The organism is Streptomyces glaucescens, assembly GCF_000761215.1.
Classification (GTDB): domain Bacteria; phylum Actinomycetota; class Actinomycetes; order Streptomycetales; family Streptomycetaceae; genus Streptomyces; species Streptomyces glaucescens_B.
This window is the reverse complement of sequence record NZ_CP009438.1, coordinates 6,061,533-6,077,235: the sequence shown is the minus strand read 5'-3', so window position 1 is coordinate 6,077,235 and position 15,703 is coordinate 6,061,533. Positions and strand designations below refer to the sequence as shown.

The 15,703-nt window shown below is 74.6% G+C and carries 11 protein-coding genes; 5 read left to right on the top strand and 6 right to left on the bottom strand.

Annotated elements, in window-relative coordinates:
* Positions 1-65 precede the first annotated feature (65 nt).
* Both SGLAU_RS26275 and SGLAU_RS26270 read right to left on the bottom strand, forming a co-directional pair.
* A complete protein-coding gene (locus SGLAU_RS26275) occupies positions 66-1,658 on the bottom strand; it encodes an AMP-binding protein (protein WP_043504964.1) in 1,593 nt (530 codons plus the stop codon).
* A complete protein-coding gene (locus tag SGLAU_RS26270) occupies positions 1,655-3,328 on the bottom strand; it encodes an AMP-binding protein (RefSeq protein ID WP_043504962.1) in 1,674 nt (557 codons plus the stop codon). The genes SGLAU_RS26275 and SGLAU_RS26270 overlap by 4 nt, the downstream gene beginning before the upstream one ends.
* Before the next feature lie 58 nt (positions 3,329-3,386).
* On the opposite strand from SGLAU_RS26270, the gene SGLAU_RS26265 reads away from it, so the two are divergent.
* The 3 genes from SGLAU_RS26265 to SGLAU_RS26255 all read left to right on the top strand — a co-directional run bounded on the left by SGLAU_RS26265 (position 3,387) and on the right by SGLAU_RS26255 (position 8,869).
* Positions 3,387-4,331: a helix-turn-helix transcriptional regulator gene (locus SGLAU_RS26265; RefSeq protein ID WP_078957902.1), complete on the top strand. Its 945-nt coding sequence runs from the start codon at positions 3,387-3,389 to the stop codon at positions 4,329-4,331.
* Between the two features lie 606 nt (positions 4,332-4,937).
* Complete coding sequence (locus SGLAU_RS26260; protein WP_043504961.1) at positions 4,938-7,790, top strand: helix-turn-helix transcriptional regulator; 2,853 nt, start codon at positions 4,938-4,940, stop codon at positions 7,788-7,790.
* A 287-nt stretch (positions 7,791-8,077) separates the two neighbouring features.
* The gene (locus SGLAU_RS26255; protein ID WP_043504960.1) at positions 8,078-8,869 is read left to right on the top strand and encodes a S1 family peptidase; all 792 of its coding nucleotides are present in this window, start codon (positions 8,078-8,080) and stop codon (positions 8,867-8,869) included.
* A 95-nt stretch (positions 8,870-8,964) separates the two neighbouring features.
* Here the strand turns inward: SGLAU_RS26255 and SGLAU_RS26250 are convergent, their stop codons facing one another.
* From SGLAU_RS26250 to SGLAU_RS36390, 3 genes are all read right to left on the bottom strand, one after another.
* Positions 8,965-10,086 (bottom strand): winged helix DNA-binding domain-containing protein, encoded by a 1,122-nt coding sequence (locus SGLAU_RS26250; RefSeq protein WP_043504959.1) that lies wholly within the window; start codon positions 10,084-10,086, stop codon positions 8,965-8,967.
* 173 nt (positions 10,087-10,259) lie between these two features.
* Positions 10,260-10,763 carry a nucleoside deaminase gene (locus tag SGLAU_RS26245; RefSeq protein ID WP_043507062.1) on the bottom strand — a complete coding sequence of 168 codons (504 nt, stop codon included), beginning with the start codon at positions 10,761-10,763 and terminating at the stop codon, positions 10,260-10,262.
* A 739-nt stretch (positions 10,764-11,502) separates the two neighbouring features.
* The gene (locus SGLAU_RS36390) at positions 11,503-11,727 is read right to left on the bottom strand and encodes a peptidoglycan-binding domain-containing protein (protein WP_052413895.1); all 225 of its coding nucleotides are present in this window, start codon (positions 11,725-11,727) and stop codon (positions 11,503-11,505) included.
* Positions 11,728-11,884: 157 nt separating this feature from the next.
* Between SGLAU_RS36390 and SGLAU_RS26235 the strand changes: the two genes are divergently transcribed.
* Together SGLAU_RS26235 and SGLAU_RS26230 are read left to right on the top strand one after the other, a co-directional pair.
* Positions 11,885-13,393 carry an esterase/lipase family protein gene (locus SGLAU_RS26235; protein WP_043507058.1) on the top strand — a complete coding sequence of 503 codons (1,509 nt, stop codon included), beginning with the start codon at positions 11,885-11,887 and terminating at the stop codon, positions 13,391-13,393.
* A 110-nt stretch (positions 13,394-13,503) separates the two neighbouring features.
* The gene (locus SGLAU_RS26230; protein ID WP_043504957.1) at positions 13,504-14,427 is read left to right on the top strand and encodes a polysaccharide pyruvyl transferase family protein; all 924 of its coding nucleotides are present in this window, start codon (positions 13,504-13,506) and stop codon (positions 14,425-14,427) included.
* A 242-nt stretch (positions 14,428-14,669) separates the two neighbouring features.
* Here the strand turns inward: SGLAU_RS26230 and SGLAU_RS26225 are convergent, their stop codons facing one another.
* A complete protein-coding gene (locus SGLAU_RS26225) occupies positions 14,670-15,668 on the bottom strand; it encodes a glycosyltransferase family 2 protein (protein ID WP_043504956.1) in 999 nt (332 codons plus the stop codon).
* Between the last annotated feature and the right edge of the window lie 35 nt (positions 15,669-15,703).

Here is a 15,703-nt window from a genome sequence, read left to right as displayed (position 1 = left end):
TTCACCCCCAAGGGCGTCCGATCTTACGGGCCCTGACCCCTGTGATCGAACGCCCGGGCGGTCCTTCAGGCCCCGTAGCGCTCCCGCAGCTCCACCTTGCGCACCTTTCCGGACACCGTCATCGGGAAGGAGTCGAGGACCTGCAGCCTGCTCGGGATCTTGTAGTGCGCCAGCCGGCCGGCGCAGAACTCCCGCACTTCCTCCAGGGTCGGCGGTGCGGCGGGGTCGCTCGGGATGACGCAGGCCAGCACCTCCTCGCCGTAGCGTTCGTGCGGTACCCCGACGACCTGGACGTCGGCGATCTTCGGGTGGGCGTGCAGGAACTCCTCGATCTCGCGCGGGTAGACGTTCTCGCCACCCCTGATGATCATGTCCTTGATGCGGCCGACGATCTCGACGTAGCCGTCCTCGCGCATCACCGCGAGGTCGCCGGTGTGCATCCAGCGGCCCGGGTCGACGGCCTCGGCGGTCTTCTCGGGCTGGTCCCAGTAGCCGAGCATCACGCTGTAGCCGCGGGTGCACAGTTCGCCCGGGGTGCCGCGTGGCCGGGTCACGCCCGTCGCCGGATCGACGATCTTCACCTCGATGTGCGGCAGGACCCGGCCGACCGTGGCGGTGCGGTGCTCCAGGTCGTCGTCCATGCGGGTCTGGAGCGAGACGGGTGACGTCTCGGTCATGCCGTAGCAGATGGAGACCTGTTCCATGTGCATCTCGGCGACGACCCGCTTCATCACCTCCACGGGGCAGGGGGAGCCCGCCATGATGCCGGTGCGCAGCGAGGAGAGGTCGTAGGAGGCGAAGTCCGGCAGGTTCAGCTCGGCGATGAACATCGTCGGGACGCCGTACAGCGAGGTGCAGCGCTCGCGCTGGACCGCTTCCAGGGTGGCCGCCGGGTCGAAGGACGGGGCCGGGATGACGATGCACGCGCCGTGGGAGGTGGCCGCCAGGTTTCCCATCACCATGCCGAAGCAGTGGTAGAAGGGGACGGGCACGCAGATGCGGTCGTGTTCCGTGTAGCCGATCGACTCCCCCACGAAATAGCCGTTGTTGAGGATGTTGTGGTGGGAGAGGGTGGCGCCCTTCGGGAAGCCCGTCGTGCCCGAGGTGTACTGGATGTTGATGGGGTCGTCGCAGGACAGCTCGGGGAAGGGCTCCCGGGTGCCCGTCCCGTCCGCCCGGCCCAGCAGCGCGTCCCAGCCCGGGTCGCCGAAGTACACGACCTCGCGCAGCCGCGGGCACTCGCCGCGGACCTGTTCGGTCATCGCCCGGTAGTCGCTGGTCTTGTGCCGCTGCGAGGCGAACAGGAAGGAGACGCCCGCCTGTTTCAGGACGTAGGCGACCTCGTGGGTGCGGTAGGCCGGGTTGATGTTCACCATGATCGCGCCGATGCGCGCGGTGGCGTACTGGACGAGGACCCACTCGGGGCAGTTGACCGCCCAGATGCCCACCCGGTCGCCCTTGGTGACGCCCGCGGCGAGCAGGGCGCGCGCCAGGGCGTCGACGTCCGAGGCGAACGCGGCGTAGGTCCAGCGGCGGCCGGACGGGACGTCCACCAGTGCCTCCCGGTCCGGCCAGGCGGCGACCGCGCGGTCCAGGTCGGCGCCGATGGTGTCACCGAGGAGCGGGATCTCGCTCGCCCCGTGGCTGTACGAGTTCACCGGAAGTCCTCCTCGCGGTACTCGGCGTCCGAGCCCGCCGCGGTGGCCTGGCGCAGTTCCACGCGGCGGATCTTGCCGGAGACCGTCTTGGGCAGGTCGGCGAACTCCAGGCGGCGGATGCGCTTGTACGGCGCGAGGACCTCACGGGAGTGCTCGAAGAGGACCTTGGCGGTGTCGGGGCCGGGGGCCCAGCCGTCCGCGAGGACGACGTACGCCTTGGGGACGGCGAGGCGCACCGCGTCCGGGGCGGGCACGACGGCCGCCTCGGCGACGGCCTCGTGCTCCAGCAGGGCGCTCTCCAGCTCGAAGGGGCTGATCTTGTAGTCGGACGCCTTGAAGACGTCGTCGCTGCGCCCGATGTACGTCAGGTACCCGTCCTCGTCGCGTGCGGCGACGTCACCGGTGCGGTAGTAGCCGCCGGCCATGGCCTCCGCCGTGCGTTCGGGGTCGCCGTGGTAGCCGGTCATCAGGCCGACCGGCCGCTCGGTGAGGTCCAGGGCGATCTCGCCCTCGGTGGCGCCGGGGGCGCCGGTGACCGGGTCGAGGAGTTCGACGCGGTACCCGGGGCTGGGGCGGCCCATGGAGCCGGTCTTCAGCGGCTGCCCGGGGGTGTTGGCGACCTGCACGGCGGTCTCGGTCTGGCCGAAGCCGTCCCGGATGGTGACGCCCCAGGCGCGCCGGACCTGCTCGATGACCTCGGGGTTCAGCGGCTCACCGGCGGCTACGGCCTCGCGGGGGCGGGTGCGCAGCGCGCCGAGGTCGGCCTGGATGAGCATGCGCCAGACGGTGGGCGGAGCGCAGAAGGTGGTCACTCCGGCGCGGTCCATCTCGGCCATCAGCCGGGCCGCGTCGAAGCGGGTGTAGTTGAGGAGGAAGACGGTCGCCTCGGCGTTCCAGGGGGCGAAGAGGTTGGACCAGGCGTGCTTGGCCCAGCCGGGCGAGGAGATGTTCAGGTGGACGTCTCCGGGCCGCAGGCCGATCCAGTACATGGTGGCTAGGTGCCCGACGGGGTACGAGGTGTGGGTGTGCTCCACGAGCTTCGGGCGGGCGGTCGTCCCGGAGGTGAAGTAGAGCATCAGCGGGTCGTCGGCGCGGGTGGGCCCGTCGGGGGTGAAGCCGGACGGTGCCGTGTACGCCTCCTCGTACGGCAGCCAGGAGCCGGCCGGGGCGCCGCCCACGGCGATGCGGGTGTAGTCGCCCGGCACCTCGTCGAACTTCCCGGTGTCGGCGGCGCGCACGATCGCGTGCCGGACACGGCCCCGGTCGACGCGGTCGCGCAGGTCGGCGGCGCCGAGCAGCGGGGTGGCGGGGATGACGACGGCGCGCAGCTTCATCGCGGCCAGCGCGGTCTCCCACAGTTCGGCCTGGTTGCCGAGCATAACGAGGACGCGGTCGCCCGCCGCGACGCCGCGGGCGCGCAGCCAGTTCGCGACGCGGTCGGAGCGGTCCGAGAGCTCGGCGAAGCTGAGCCGGGTCTCGGTGGCGTCCTCCTCGACGATGTGCAGCGCGGTGCGGTCGTTGCCGTCCGCGATGACGTCGAACCAGTCGAGTGCCCAGTTGAAGTGCTCGGGGCGGGGCCAGGCGAAGCCGTCGTAGGCCGTGCCGTAGTCCGCACGGTGTGCCAGCAGGAAGTCCCGCGCCTGGCGGAAGTCCTCGGTCGCCGTCGTCATTCGTTCTCCCTCTGTCCGGACCGTTGCCGGGCGGCTCCCGGACATCGTGTAATCCGTGATGCAGGTCTCACTACCCCCTAACGGGGGTGCGCGCCGTGAGGCGCGGCCAGGGAAGGGCGAGCACGTGGGAGCGGACACGACGGGCGCGGTGGACGCGGCGGACACGGCGGTCATCCGGGGCGCGCTGCTGCGGCTGCGCCGGACGACCGGCCTGCCGGTCGCCTTCGGCGGGCTGGTGGAGACGGGCCGGCCACGGATGCGCATCACGGAGCTGACCGGGACCCGCACCCCGGCGCTCAGCGCCCTCGCCGTGACCTGCGGCTACGGGCTGGGCGGCAAGGCGGTGGCACTGGGCCGTCCGTGCGCCGTGACCGACTACTCGGCGTCCCGGCAGATCAGTCACGAGTACGACGCGCCGGTCGCCGTGGAGGGGCTGCGGTCCGTGCTCGCCGTCCCCGTCGTCGTACGGCGGCGGGTGCGGGGGGTGCTGTACGGCGCCCTGCGCACCGCGCAGCCGCTGGGCGACCGCATGCTGCACGCGGCCGTCGAGGCGGCGCGGGACGTGGAGCAGGCGCTCGTGGCGCGGGAGGAGGCCCGGGGGCTGCTGGACACCGTGCGGGCGCAGCCCCGGACGGGCGCGGGGACGGCGCGTGCGGCACAGGCTCCGGAAGCGGGGGCGGTCAGGGAGCGGATGCGGGAGGCGCACGCGGCGCTGCGCGCGCTGGCGCCGCGGATCGCCGATCCGGCGCTGCGGGCGGAACTGCTGGACGCGTGCGGGCTGCTCGCGCCGGACCGGGAGCCGGACGGGGTGCGGCTGGCGCCCCGGGAGGTGGACGTGCTGGCCTGTGTGGCGGCGGGGGCGACGAACGCGGCGGCGGCCGAGCGGCTGGGGCTGCGGCCGGAGACGGTGAAGAGCTACCTGCGTTCCGCGATGCGGAAGCTGGGCGCGCGGACGCGGGGAGAGGCGGTGGCCGCGGCGCGACGGGCGGGGGCGCTGCCCTAGGGCGCCGGGCGTGAACGGCGTGGGGGCGCGGGGTCCGGTGCCGGGCGGAAGCCGCACGGCGGTTACGGGCCGGCGCGGCGTAGAGGCCCCGGGTCAGTGGCCGGCGGAAGCCGCACGGAGGTTTACGGGCGGGCGCGGCGCTGCGGTGCCGGGTCCGGCGCCGGGCGTGCGCGGCACAGGAGTGCCGGATGCGGGTGCCGGGCGGGGGCGCGCAGGGGTGGCGGATCTGGTGCCGGGCGTGAGCCGCACAAGGGTGACGGGTCCGGTGCCGGGCCCGGGCCCCGCTGGGGGGCCGGGCGGGCGCGGCGTAGAGGCCCCGGGTGCGGTGGCCGGCGGAAGCGGCGTAGCGGTGACGGGCGGGAGTGGCGTGGGGGTGGCGGCGTGTGGGGGCCGCGGGTGCGCCGTGGTCGGTCGCGCGGTTGCCCGCGTCTTCGTGGGGGGCGTCCGCGGCCGCGGCGCCTCCCCGCGCGCCGTTCGTCACGCAATTGACACAGAGCTGAAATTCCCCAGGCCCGTTGCTGTTATTTCCCTCACCACCGCGCCCCTCCGAAATTCAATGACTCGGTGCCTAGAATTTGGCCAGAACACGACACACGGAGGGGAGCGGTGACCGTGCGACGGGACTTCGAGGAGCCTGCCAGATGCCGCCCCGACCTGGTCATCGGACGGGAGGAGCCGTTCACCGCGGCGCGCGAGCAGCTGGACCGCGGCGGCAGCGTGCTGCTCCACGGGCCCGCCGGAATAGGAAAGTCGACCGTGTTGCGGGCATTGGCCGCGGAATACGGCGCGACCGCCCGCACCGTGTTGCGCTGCTCCGCGACCGAGTCCGAATCGCACCTGCCCTTCCTGGCCCTCGCCGACCTGCTCGGCCTGGTCCTCGAGGACGTGTCCGACCAGCTCCCCGCCACGCAGCGCACCGCGCTGGAGTCCGCGCTCACCGGCCGCGGCGAGTCCACCCTCCAGCGCGACGGCCTCGCGCTGCGCCTCGCCGTGCTGTCGGCACTGCGCGCGCTCGCCGCGGCGGGCCCCGTCCTGGTCGTTGCCGACGACCTGCAGTGGCTCGACCCGGCCAGCGCCGAACTCCTCGGCTTCGCCGCCCGCCGCCTGGGCGACACCCCGGTCCAGCTGCTGTGCGCGATGCGTGCCGAGGACCAGGAGTACGACCGGCAGCTGCGGTCCGCGCCGCCCGACACCCTCGCCCTGCGGCTCGGCCCGCTCTCCCGCACCCAGGTCTCCGCGCTGCTCGACCACCGCGGCTACACGGGCCTGCCCCGTTCCACGGTCCGCGACATCCACCGCACCAGCGGCGGCAACCCGCTCTTCGCGCTGGAACTGGGCCGTGCCCTGGCCGAGAACCCGACCCCGCCCCGGCCGGGCGAGCCGCTGCCGGTGCCGACCTCGCTGCGGGCCCTGGTGCTGAACCGGCTGGAGATGCTGTCCGACGAGGCCCGGCACACCCTCCTCGTGGCCAGTGCGGGCGCCCGTCCCACGCTGGCCCTGCTGCACGCGGCGGGCCGCCCCCACGCCGAGGCGGAGACCGCGCGGGCCGCCGAACTCGGCCTGCTGGCCACCGAGCCGGAGGGCCCGGCCGTACGGTTCGCGCATCCGCTGATCTCGGCCGCGCTGTACGCGGAGGCGCCCGCGCACCGGCGGCGCGCCGCGCACGCCGCGCTGTCCGAGGCCGCCTCCGACCCGATCGAACGCGCCCGGCACCTGGCACTGGCCACCAACGGAACCGACCCGGAGGTGGCGACCCGGCTCGCCGGGGCCGCCGCGCTGGCCCGGGACCGCGGCGCGCCGTCCATGGCGGCCTCGCTGGGCCTGCTCGCCGCCCGGCACACCCCGCCCGGCGGTGTGCCGGCCCCCGACGAGCGGCGGTTGCAGGCCGCCGAGGACGCGATCACCGCCGGGGAGGTGGACCTCGCGCGCGACATCGCCCGGGAGGTGCTGTCCCGGGCGACCGTGCCCGCCGACCGGGTGCGGGCCTGGATGGTGGTCATAGAGGCGGCCGGGCAGGCCCTCGGCGACGTCGACGCCGTCTTCCCGCAGGCGCTCGCCGACGCGGGCGACGACCCGCGGCTGCTGGCCCTGGTCCACTACCAGCTGGCCTGGCGGGCCCTCGTCGTCGAGGGCGACTTCGCCGAGGGCCGGGAGGAGGCGGCGCACGCCGCGGAGCTGGCCGCGCGGGGCGGGGACCGGCGCACCGAGCTGCTGGCGCTCGCCTTCCAGGCGCAGGCCGAGACGCTGATGGGCCATCCCGGCGCCCCGGCCACCATCCGGCGGGCGCTCCAGGAACCGCAGGACCCGCAGGTCGCCTGCCACCACAACGGGGCGGGTTCCACCAGGCTGCGCTGGCTGCTGATGAGCGATCAGCTGTCCGACGCCCGCGCCACCGTCACCCGGCTGCTCAGCGAGGCGCGGCGGCGCGGCATGGTGGAGAGCGAGGTGCACTTCCTGCGGATGCTCGCGGAGACCGAGCTGCGCGCCGGGCACTGCGGCCGGGCCCTGGACCTGTCCCAGGAGAGCCTGCGGCTGGCCCGGGACTCCGGGATCGGCGAGGTGGCCTCGGCCGTGCTGACCTCCGTCGCGGAGGCGTCCGGCGGAGACGTCGGCCGCGCGCTGGCGCTGGCCCGGGAAGCCGCCGAGCACGCCGAGGAGGACGGCGACCAGATCTACATGTCGCGCGCCCTCGCCAGCCTGGGGTACGTCCAGCTGGTCGCCGGTGACGCCGTGGGCACCGTCCGGTCGCTGCGGCGGGTGCGGGAGCTGGAGCAGGGGCTCGGGGTGACGGACCCGGCGCGCGGGCGCTGGCACGGCGACCTCGCGGAGGCGCTGGTGCGGGTGGGCGAGCTCGCCGAGGCGCAGGACCTCATCGACGTCACCCGTGAGCAGGCGCTGCGGCTGAGCCGGGAGAGCGTGCTGGCCGTCCTGGACCGGGCGGAGGCGCTGGTGCGGGCGGCACGCGGGGACCAGGAGGGCGCGATCGCGTGCCTGACGTCGGTTCAGGACCGCCTGGCGAAGCTGGGGTACGGGCTGGAGGAGGCGCGGGCGGCCTTCGCGCTGGCGCGGCTGCGCGCCCACGCGCAGGCACCCGGCCCGGTCCGGGGCGGCGGCGTCGCCCGGTCCGGTACGGCGTCGTACGACGAGGCGGCGCGGCTGTTCCGGCGGTGCCGGGCGCTGCCGTGGCTGCGGCAGGTGGAGGCGGCGGCGTCTCCGCCGCCGGCCCGCGAACCGGTGCCCGTGCCCGCGCCCGCGACGGCCGCGCTGGACGGGCTGGCGTCGATGGAGCGTCAGGTGGCCGCGCTGGTCATGGAGGGCGCCACCAACCGGGAGATCGCCGCGCGCCTGTTCATCAGCGTCAAGACGGTGGAGGCCACCCTGACGCGGGTCTACCGGAAGCTGGGGATCCGCTCCCGGGTGGACATCGTCCGGCTGGCGGCGGGGCCGCGCACGGGCTGACGGGCTGAGGGGTGGCGGAGCCGGGCCGTGACGGGGGCGAACCGGCGGGGGGCGGAGGCCGCGGGATGCGGGCGAGAGGTGCCGACCAGGGAGCGGCCCGGGGAGCCGGACCGAGGGTTTTCCCTCACCAACCCCCTTAGGGGGTTCCCTCATTGGGACGCCGGTGGGCTCGGCCCTAGCGTAAGGGGCGTGCCGATCGCCGGGCACACGGGGGTCTTCCCGGGCCCCTGTGCCACACCCCCCACACCCGCGCGACCCCCCACCGGCAACACCCCCGAGGAGACCTCATGTCCGGGCTCACCCGTGCGAGAAGGACCGCCGTCGCGATAGCCGCCACCGCTGCCGCCGCCGCGACCGCGCTGACCGCCGCTTCCCCGGCCGGCGCCGCCCCCCAGCCCATCGTCGGCGGCACCACCACGACGACCGGCGCCTACCCGTTCATGATGCAGATCACCGACGCCTCCCAGGACCAGTTCTGCGGCGGCACGCTGGTCTCCCCCACCAAGGTCGTCACCGCCGCGCACTGCATGGTCGGCGAGACCCCCAGCGGCGTCCGCGTGGTCGGCGGCCGCACCTACCTCAACGGCACCAACGGCACGGTCGCCCGGGTCAGCAGGATCTGGATCCACCCGAACTACACCACCGCCACCCGCGGTGAGGACGTCGCGGTGCTGACCCTGTCGACGGCCATGCCCTACACCACGGCCAAGTACGTCTCGTCCACCGACACCTCCGTCTACGCGGCCGGCACCACCGCCCGCGTCCTCGGCTGGGGCACCACGTCGTCGGGCGGCAGCTCCTCCAACCAGCTGCGCACCGCGACCGTGCCGATCGTCTCCGACACCAGCTGCGGCGGCTCGTACGGTTCCGACTACGTCAAGAGCGAGATGGTGTGCGCCGGATACTCCTCCGGCGGCGTGGACACCTGCCAGGGCGACAGCGGCGGTCCCCTGCTTGTCGGGGGCGTCCTGGCAGGGATCACTTCCTGGGGCGAGGGTTGCGCCCAGGCCGGCTACCCGGGTGTCTACACCCGGCTGGCCACCTTCTCCAGCCTGGTGACCGCGCAGGTCAACTCGTAGCGGGCGAAGAGCTCCTGAGCACCCCTCAGGTGAGTACCAGGGGGCGTTGCGGGCCTCCACGAGCGGCCCGCAGCGCCCCCTTTCCATGCCCCGGGTCAGCGGGCGACGGCGCCGAACCGGATGTCGTACGACTCCCCCGGACACAGCACCCGCAGCATCCGCTCCGCCTCCGCCGCCACCTCGTCGCGCGCGGCCTCGGCCGCCTCGGTGAAGGGCTCGATGACCAGGGCGTCGTCGTACAGCCACCACACGCCCGCGAGGAACCCGTCGACGAGGAACGGGCGGGAGAAGGTGTTCACCTGCCAGGTGCGGCCCCGCTGGGCGGCGGGGATCACACGGGTGCGGTCGGCGTGGGACAGCAGCAGGTTGTCGAACTCGGGCAGCAGGCGCGGCGGGGCAGGGGTGTCCGGGTCGGGGCGCGGCGCGTCGGGCAGGTCGAAGAGCTCGACGCCGTTCGGGTCGCGGAACGTGACGAGCCGGGGCCGCAGCCGTTCGAAGATCGGGCGCATCCGGGTCAGCCCGGCCCACGTCTGCATGTCCCGCACGGACGCCGGCCCGAACGCGGCCAGGTAGCGCAGGACGGCCGAGTCGGCGGACGCGGGCGGCTCGGCCGGACGGTCCAGCCAGTGCTCTACGGTGGTGAGGGCGACCCGGCCGCTTTTGCCCCACAGTCCGCGCGGGGTGACCTGGACGAGCGGGAGCTTGCAGCGGGCGGCGACGGCCAGCGCCTGCGGATCGGCGTCCGGCCACTCGGCGAGCAGCGCCTCGCGCAACTGCCGCATGGTGCGCGGCTCGTCCTCGACCAGGTCCCGGGCGAGGGCGGACAGCCGGTCGAGGTCGACGCCGACGAGCCCTTCGCGGAACTGCTTCATGTTCACTTCGCGGTCCCGGGCGGGCTGCACCAGCGGCCGCAGGGTGAGGGCGTCGTCGGCGGTGTGCAGGTGGATGGTGGACCGCAGGGTGACCATCCGTACGACCGCGCGGTCGGCCAGCAGCCCGGACAGCTCCTCGGGCGCGAACCCGTCGAGACGGGCGGCCAGTGCGACGTAGGGCGGCTTCACCTCCTGTGCCTGGAGTCCGACGAGGTGCTCCACGGCCGCCGCGGCGGACATCGGGGAGCGGCGCAGCAGCAGCTGCCGGGCGAGGGTGGCCCGGTTCAGGGCGCGGGTGGTGAGTACGGGGGCGGTCGCGGCGCCCTGCGCCTTCGTCCTGGTCATGGAAGGCACGCTAGTGGGCGTAGAGGACAGATACTGTCCTCATGGGGCGAAGGGCGGAACCCGGTGGAGCGGGCTCCTGCGCCCCGCCCCCGGGCGGCGGACGACCCGTTCGTCCGTGCGCCGCCCGGCTCGCGGGTGCCCGGCCTGGCCGGTGCGTCCAGGGGCCGATGTGCTCAGTAGTCGACGCGGTCGGCCTTGGCGAGCCACGCGTCGAACGGCGCGGTGCGGTGCGGCAGGTCCAGCTGCTCCACCCGGGTCGGCCACATGGACTGGGGCTTCTTGTCGAACAGGTCGTAGAACTTGCGGTCGTCGAAGCCGGCCACCGCGGCGTCGTGCCGGTCGGCGCAGTAGACGATCCGGTCGACCCGCGCCCACAGCGCCGAGGAGAGACACATCGGGCAGGGTTCGCACGACGTGACCAGGACACAGCCCTCCAGCGAGAAGGTGCCGAGCTGCTTGCAGGCGGCGCGCATGGCGCTCACCTCGGCGTGCGCCGTCGGGTCCAGGGTCGCGGTGACCTGGTTGTTGCCGAGGGCGACGATCTCGCCGTCCTTGGCGATCAGGGCGCCGAAGGGACCGCCGCCGTTCATCACGCTGTTCGTGGCCAGCCTGATCGCCTCGTCCATCCAGGCACGCTCGGTCTCCTGGACGTTCGTCTCATGGGTCTGCGCAGTCACGGTCACTTCTTTCGGAAGACGGGCGGGAAGGGTTCCCCGGACGTCCTGCCCGTGCGGACGGGCGTCCAGGACTACGGGTGGGGTCCGTAGGGGATCAGCGCGGTTCGATTCGAGGCCGTGTGAGGAGTACACCGCCGACGGGGCGGGGGCAGCTAGGGGTGGAAGCCATGAAGACTCCCGCAGGCCGGGACCCCCGCTTCGTAGACTCCTACATGGCCGCGCATCCGGTTCGAGGGCTGCGGCCGCCCGGCGCCGGAGCCGCCGGGGCGCCGCCCAAGGAGTGCTCGGACCGCTCCCGGGTACGCGGCGGAACCTCCCCCGCCCCCCGGCCCCCGGCCCTCTGCCCCCGGCCGCCCTCCACCGCCCCCCGGCCCCGCCCGCGCCCACAGCTCCGCGAACCGTCCGTCCCGCGCACGCCACCGCCGCAACTCCTCGGTGCCGGCCACGCCTTGCCCCGGCCCACGCTGACGCGACCGCACCCGAACAGCTCCTGCCGTGGGCCGATCCGGTCCCAACGGACGCCCCTGGTGACCGAGTTGCCACCGACGAGCCGGTGGGCGCCGGGCAGGCCGACGGGTCGCGGGCAGACCCGCTCGTGGTCGCCGCACCGCCGTCCGCGGTGACCCGCACGGCTCACCGCCGGAGCGGTCCGCCGGGCCGTGGGCGGGGACCACGCGGCCCCGTCCGGTACCAGCGACGGCGCTCCGGCGGTGGAGGGCGGGGCGAACGCGGGGCGCTCCTACTCCGTGACGTCGTGTCCCAGGGCCCGGAGGTCCTCCGCCAGGGCCTTGCGGGTGATGGGCCCGACGATGCCGTCGGCCGTCAGGTTCTTGCTGCCCTGGTAGGCCTTGACCGCGTTCCTCGTCTTGGGGCCCACGATCCCGTCACTGGGACCGGGGTCGAATCCCAGCACCTTCAGCGCTTCCTGGATCGCGTGGGGACTTCTGAGATTGAAGGAGGCCATGATTACCTCTCCTTCCTCACGGCGGCAGTCCGCCGGTTCTCGACAACTCCCCTCTCTCCAGTGTGGATCCCGCTCTCCGCCCCGGCATTTCCTGCGGTGGCCGGTACGGAGGGCCGGACGTAAAATGGAGTCGATTCCGCCCCTCCCGGAGCCGGCCATGAGCAGCCAGGACAAGCTCCCGATCATCTACGTCAGAGGATTCGCGGGCGATACTTCAGGAATCAACAAGGCCGTCACGGATCCTTTCTACGGCTTCAACGAAGGATCCACGCACGTGCGGGTGGGGCCGGGCGAGAAACCGACCTTCCATCAGTTCGAGAGCCCGCTGCTCCGCCTCCACCTCGACGAGGGCTACCACATTCTCGTCGAAGGCGGCCAGGAGTCGTATCTGGACACGCACCCGGAAATTCCCCCGGACAGCATCTGGGTGCACCGCTTCTACGACGCGTCCGCCACCAGCTGGGGCGCGAAACCGCGGGAATTCCGACTGGAGGACGCCGCCACCGACCTGCTGCGGCTGATCGAGAAGATCAAGGCGAAGAGCGGTGCGCCCCGGGTGCACCTGGTCGCGCACTCCATGGGCGGGCTGGTCTGCCGCTGCCTGCTGCAGAAGGTCCTCCCCGACCGGGGCACGGACCCGGCGGAACACGTGGACAAGCTCTTCACCTACGGCACACCGCACGGCGGCATCTCCTTCGACGTGGGCTTCGGCGTCCTCGAGCGGCTGCGGGACACCTTCGGCATCCAGGGCGGTGACATCTTCGGCCCCCGCCGGATGTACGCCTACCTCACCCCGGACGCCGAACGGCGCGGTGACGAGCCCCCGGACGACTGGGACGCCCGGGCCATCCCCCAGGGGCCGGGGAGGTTCCCGGTGCGGCGGGTGTTCTGCCTGGTGGGCACCAACCCGGCCGACTACGAGGTGGCGCTGGGCATGTCCTCCGCGGTGGTCGGCGCCCGCAGCGACGGCCTGGTGCAGATCGACAAGGCCGCCGTGCCGGGCTCCCACGGGGCGTTCGTGCACCGCAGCCACAGCGGCCGCTACGGGCTGGTGAACTCCGAGGAGGGCTACCAGAACCTGCGCCGCTTCCTCTTCGGCGACCTCCGGATCGAGGCCGAGCTGACCGGCCACCGGCTGCCCGCCGACCCCGAGGTGAGCTGGCAGGCCGAAGTGCTGCTGGCCATCCGGGGCCTGCCCGTCGTGGTGCACGAACGACAGGCCGCCCACTGGTGCCCGCTGGCGCTGCCGAAAGCCGCCGCCGAGGGCGCCGACGCCCCGCCCGTGCCGCTGGCGACCACGTTTCTGCGCACCGACCTGCCACGCCCGGCCGGCAGCCCCACCATGCGCTACGCCCTGCACGTACGGATCCTCTCGCTGCGCTCGAACCGCCGGATCCTCAGCTTCGGCGACCACCTGGAGCAGACCGCCGACTTCGCCGACTCCCTGGTGGTGGACGTCGGCAGCGGCGCGGCGCCCGGTATCTGGGCGACCTGGAACTCACTGATCCCCGGCACGATCAAGGACCACGAACCGCAGGGCAGCCCGCTCACCGACGAGGACCCCGCCGCCGGCCGCTGGGTCGCGCACGTCCCGTTCCCCGAGACCACCCGGCCGCTGCTCGGCGAGCAGGCGCGCCTCCGCCTCTCTGCGACGCCCTGGCGGTGAGCGCCGGTCCCGCCCGCACCACCCCTTCCGGCCCCCGGCGACCGGCCCTCCTCGCCCGGGGAGGGGCGACCGGCGGTTGAGCTCCGGCACGCCCGGGCACTCGGCCCGCCATGACCGCACCACGCAGGATCCTGCTCACCGGGTGGTTCAGCTTCCACGACGGGGAGGCGACGGCCGGGGACGTCCTGGCACTCGCCCGGGTCGAAGAGGTGCTCGCCCGGGCGGGATGGCCCTACGACGTCGTCTGGAGCCCCGGCTTCCGGCCCCGGGAGCGGCACCTGGACGAGGTGCGGCCCGAGCGGTACTCGCACCTGGTCTTCGTCTGCGGCCCCCTGCACGGGCCGCTGATCGAGGGCCTGCACCGGCGGTTCGCCCACTGCACGCGGATCGCCGTCGGCACGTCCGTCATCGACCCGGGGGCGCCGGCCGCCACCGGGTTCCACCGGGTGGTGGCCCGCGACGCGCCCGGCGCCGAGCCGGTGACGGACCTGGCGGCCCAGGCACCGGCCGACCCGGCCCGGCCCGTGGCCGGGGTGATCCTCACCCACGGCCAGCACGAGTACGGCGCGCGGCGGCGGCACGGTCTCGTCGCCGAGCGGGTGACCCGCTGGCTGGCCGGCAAGGACTGCGCCCGGCTGGAGCTGGAGACGCGGCTCGACACCCGCGACTGGCGGCTGTGCGCGACGCCGGCCCAGCTCTCCTCCGTCCTCGCCCGTCTCGACCTCGTCGTCACCGACCGGCTGCACGGCCTGGTCCTGGCGCTGCGCGCGGGCACCCCCGCGCTGGCCGTCGACCCGGTCGAGGGCGGCGCGAAGGTCACCGCCCAGGCCCGCGCCTGCCGGTGGCCCGCGCTGCTGCCCGCCGGGAGCGTGGACGCGCAAGGGCTGGAGCGCTGGTGGGACTGGTGCCTGGGGGCGGGGCGGGAGGCCGCCCGCGGAGTACGGCGGGAGTTCGCCCGCGGTGGCGTACGGGACGGCGTGGACGGTCTGCTGTCCGCACTCGACGGTTGCCGGCGGCCGGCCGCCGGTCTGTGACGGACGCTCGTCCTCGCCGCCGCCTCAGGCGGCCCGCCCGGCGCCTGGCGCCCGGCCCGGGCGACGGCCGCGGGCCCGCCCTGGGGCCGCGGCAACGGACGGCACCGGGCGACGGCCGGCGGACCGGCAAGTGGCTTGGGCGGCGGACCCGGTGCCGCCGTCGAGGACGAGGCCGTCGAGGAGGACGCCTCCGCCGACGAGGAGCACGTCGTGGGGGCCGCGGCGTACGGCCCCGGCGCGGGTCATCCGGCCACGTCCCGCCAGGACCGCGCCGCGCGGTGCCGCCATCGTCCGGCGAGCCGGTGCCAGGTGGCGGCGGGCGGGTTGAGCGCGCTGGTGACGAGCAGGGTGGTCACCTCGTCGTGGGTGCGGGGTCCGGGGGCGATGCGGGTCCGGGCGATCGCGGCGGTGCCCGCGGCCCAGCCGAGCGCCGCGGCGAGGGCGGCTCGCCGGTGTCCGGCCAGGGCCAGCGCGCAGGCGGTGGTGCCGGTCGCGGTGACGGCGAGCGGGGTGGCCGGGCGGCCGGGGGGTGCGACGGCCCGGTGCCACCAGCGGGGGCCGTGCAGCCGGCGCATGAGGGCGTCGTCGGCGTGCCGGCGCTGGGCCCGCAGGGAGGCCCAGCGCTCGGCGGGAGGCGCGGGCATCATGCTGGTGCGGCGGCCCTGCCGGATGCGCAGTCCGGCGTCGAGGAGCCGCAGGGCGAGGTCGACGTCCGCGCGGTGGGCGCAGCGGAAGCGTTCGTCGAAGCCGCGGGCCTGCTTGAGGGAGTCGGTGCGGTAGGCCATGTCGGCGGTGCTCCAGCGGGCGCGGGCGCGGGCCGCGGTCTCGCGTTCCGTCTCGGTGGGGGCACGTCCGCCGGGCAGGGGTACGGCGATGACGCCCTGGCTGCCCGCGATGTCCGGGGCCTCGGCGGCGAGGTCGCGGTCGAGCTGGGCGCACCAGTGCGGGCCGGGCTGGACGTCGTCGGCGAGGAACACGGTCCACGGGGTGGTGACGGCGCGCAGGCCGGCGTTGCGGGCGGCGGCGGGACCGCGGCCGCCGGAGGCGACCACGGTGACGCGGGAGCGGAGGTCGCCGAGGACGGTGAGCGGGTGGTCGAGGGCGCCGGGGTCGGGGTGGGCGCGGTCGTCGACGAGGACGATCTGCCGCGGCCCGGGGCCGATCGAGGCGGCGAGCGCGGCGAGGCAGTCGGCGAGGGAGCCGGGGACGAGGGTGGGGATCACCACGGCGTAGGCGGTCATGCGCGGCCCCTTCCGGCGTCGGTTCCCCTGGCTTG

Coding starts and splice junctions, on each gene's coding strand:
- SGLAU_RS26250 (WP_043504959.1), bottom strand. CDS start 10,086: ATGACCAGGACGAAGGCGCAGGGCGCCGCGACCGCCCCCGTACTCACC.
- SGLAU_RS26230 (WP_043504957.1), top strand. CDS start 13,504: ATGACCGCACCACGCAGGATCCTGCTCACCGGGTGGTTCAGCTTCCAC.
- SGLAU_RS26225 (WP_043504956.1), bottom strand. CDS start 15,668: ATGACCGCCTACGCCGTGGTGATCCCCACCCTCGTCCCCGGCTCCCTC.
- SGLAU_RS26235 (WP_043507058.1), top strand. CDS start 11,885: ATGAGCAGCCAGGACAAGCTCCCGATCATCTACGTCAGAGGATTCGCG.
- SGLAU_RS26265 (WP_078957902.1), top strand. CDS start 3,387: ATGCAGGTCTCACTACCCCCTAACGGGGGTGCGCGCCGTGAGGCGCGG.
- SGLAU_RS26255 (WP_043504960.1), top strand. CDS start 8,078: ATGTCCGGGCTCACCCGTGCGAGAAGGACCGCCGTCGCGATAGCCGCC.
- SGLAU_RS36390 (WP_052413895.1), bottom strand. CDS start 11,727: ATGGCCTCCTTCAATCTCAGAAGTCCCCACGCGATCCAGGAAGCGCTG.
- SGLAU_RS26270 (WP_043504962.1), bottom strand. CDS start 3,328: ATGACGACGGCGACCGAGGACTTCCGCCAGGCGCGGGACTTCCTGCTG.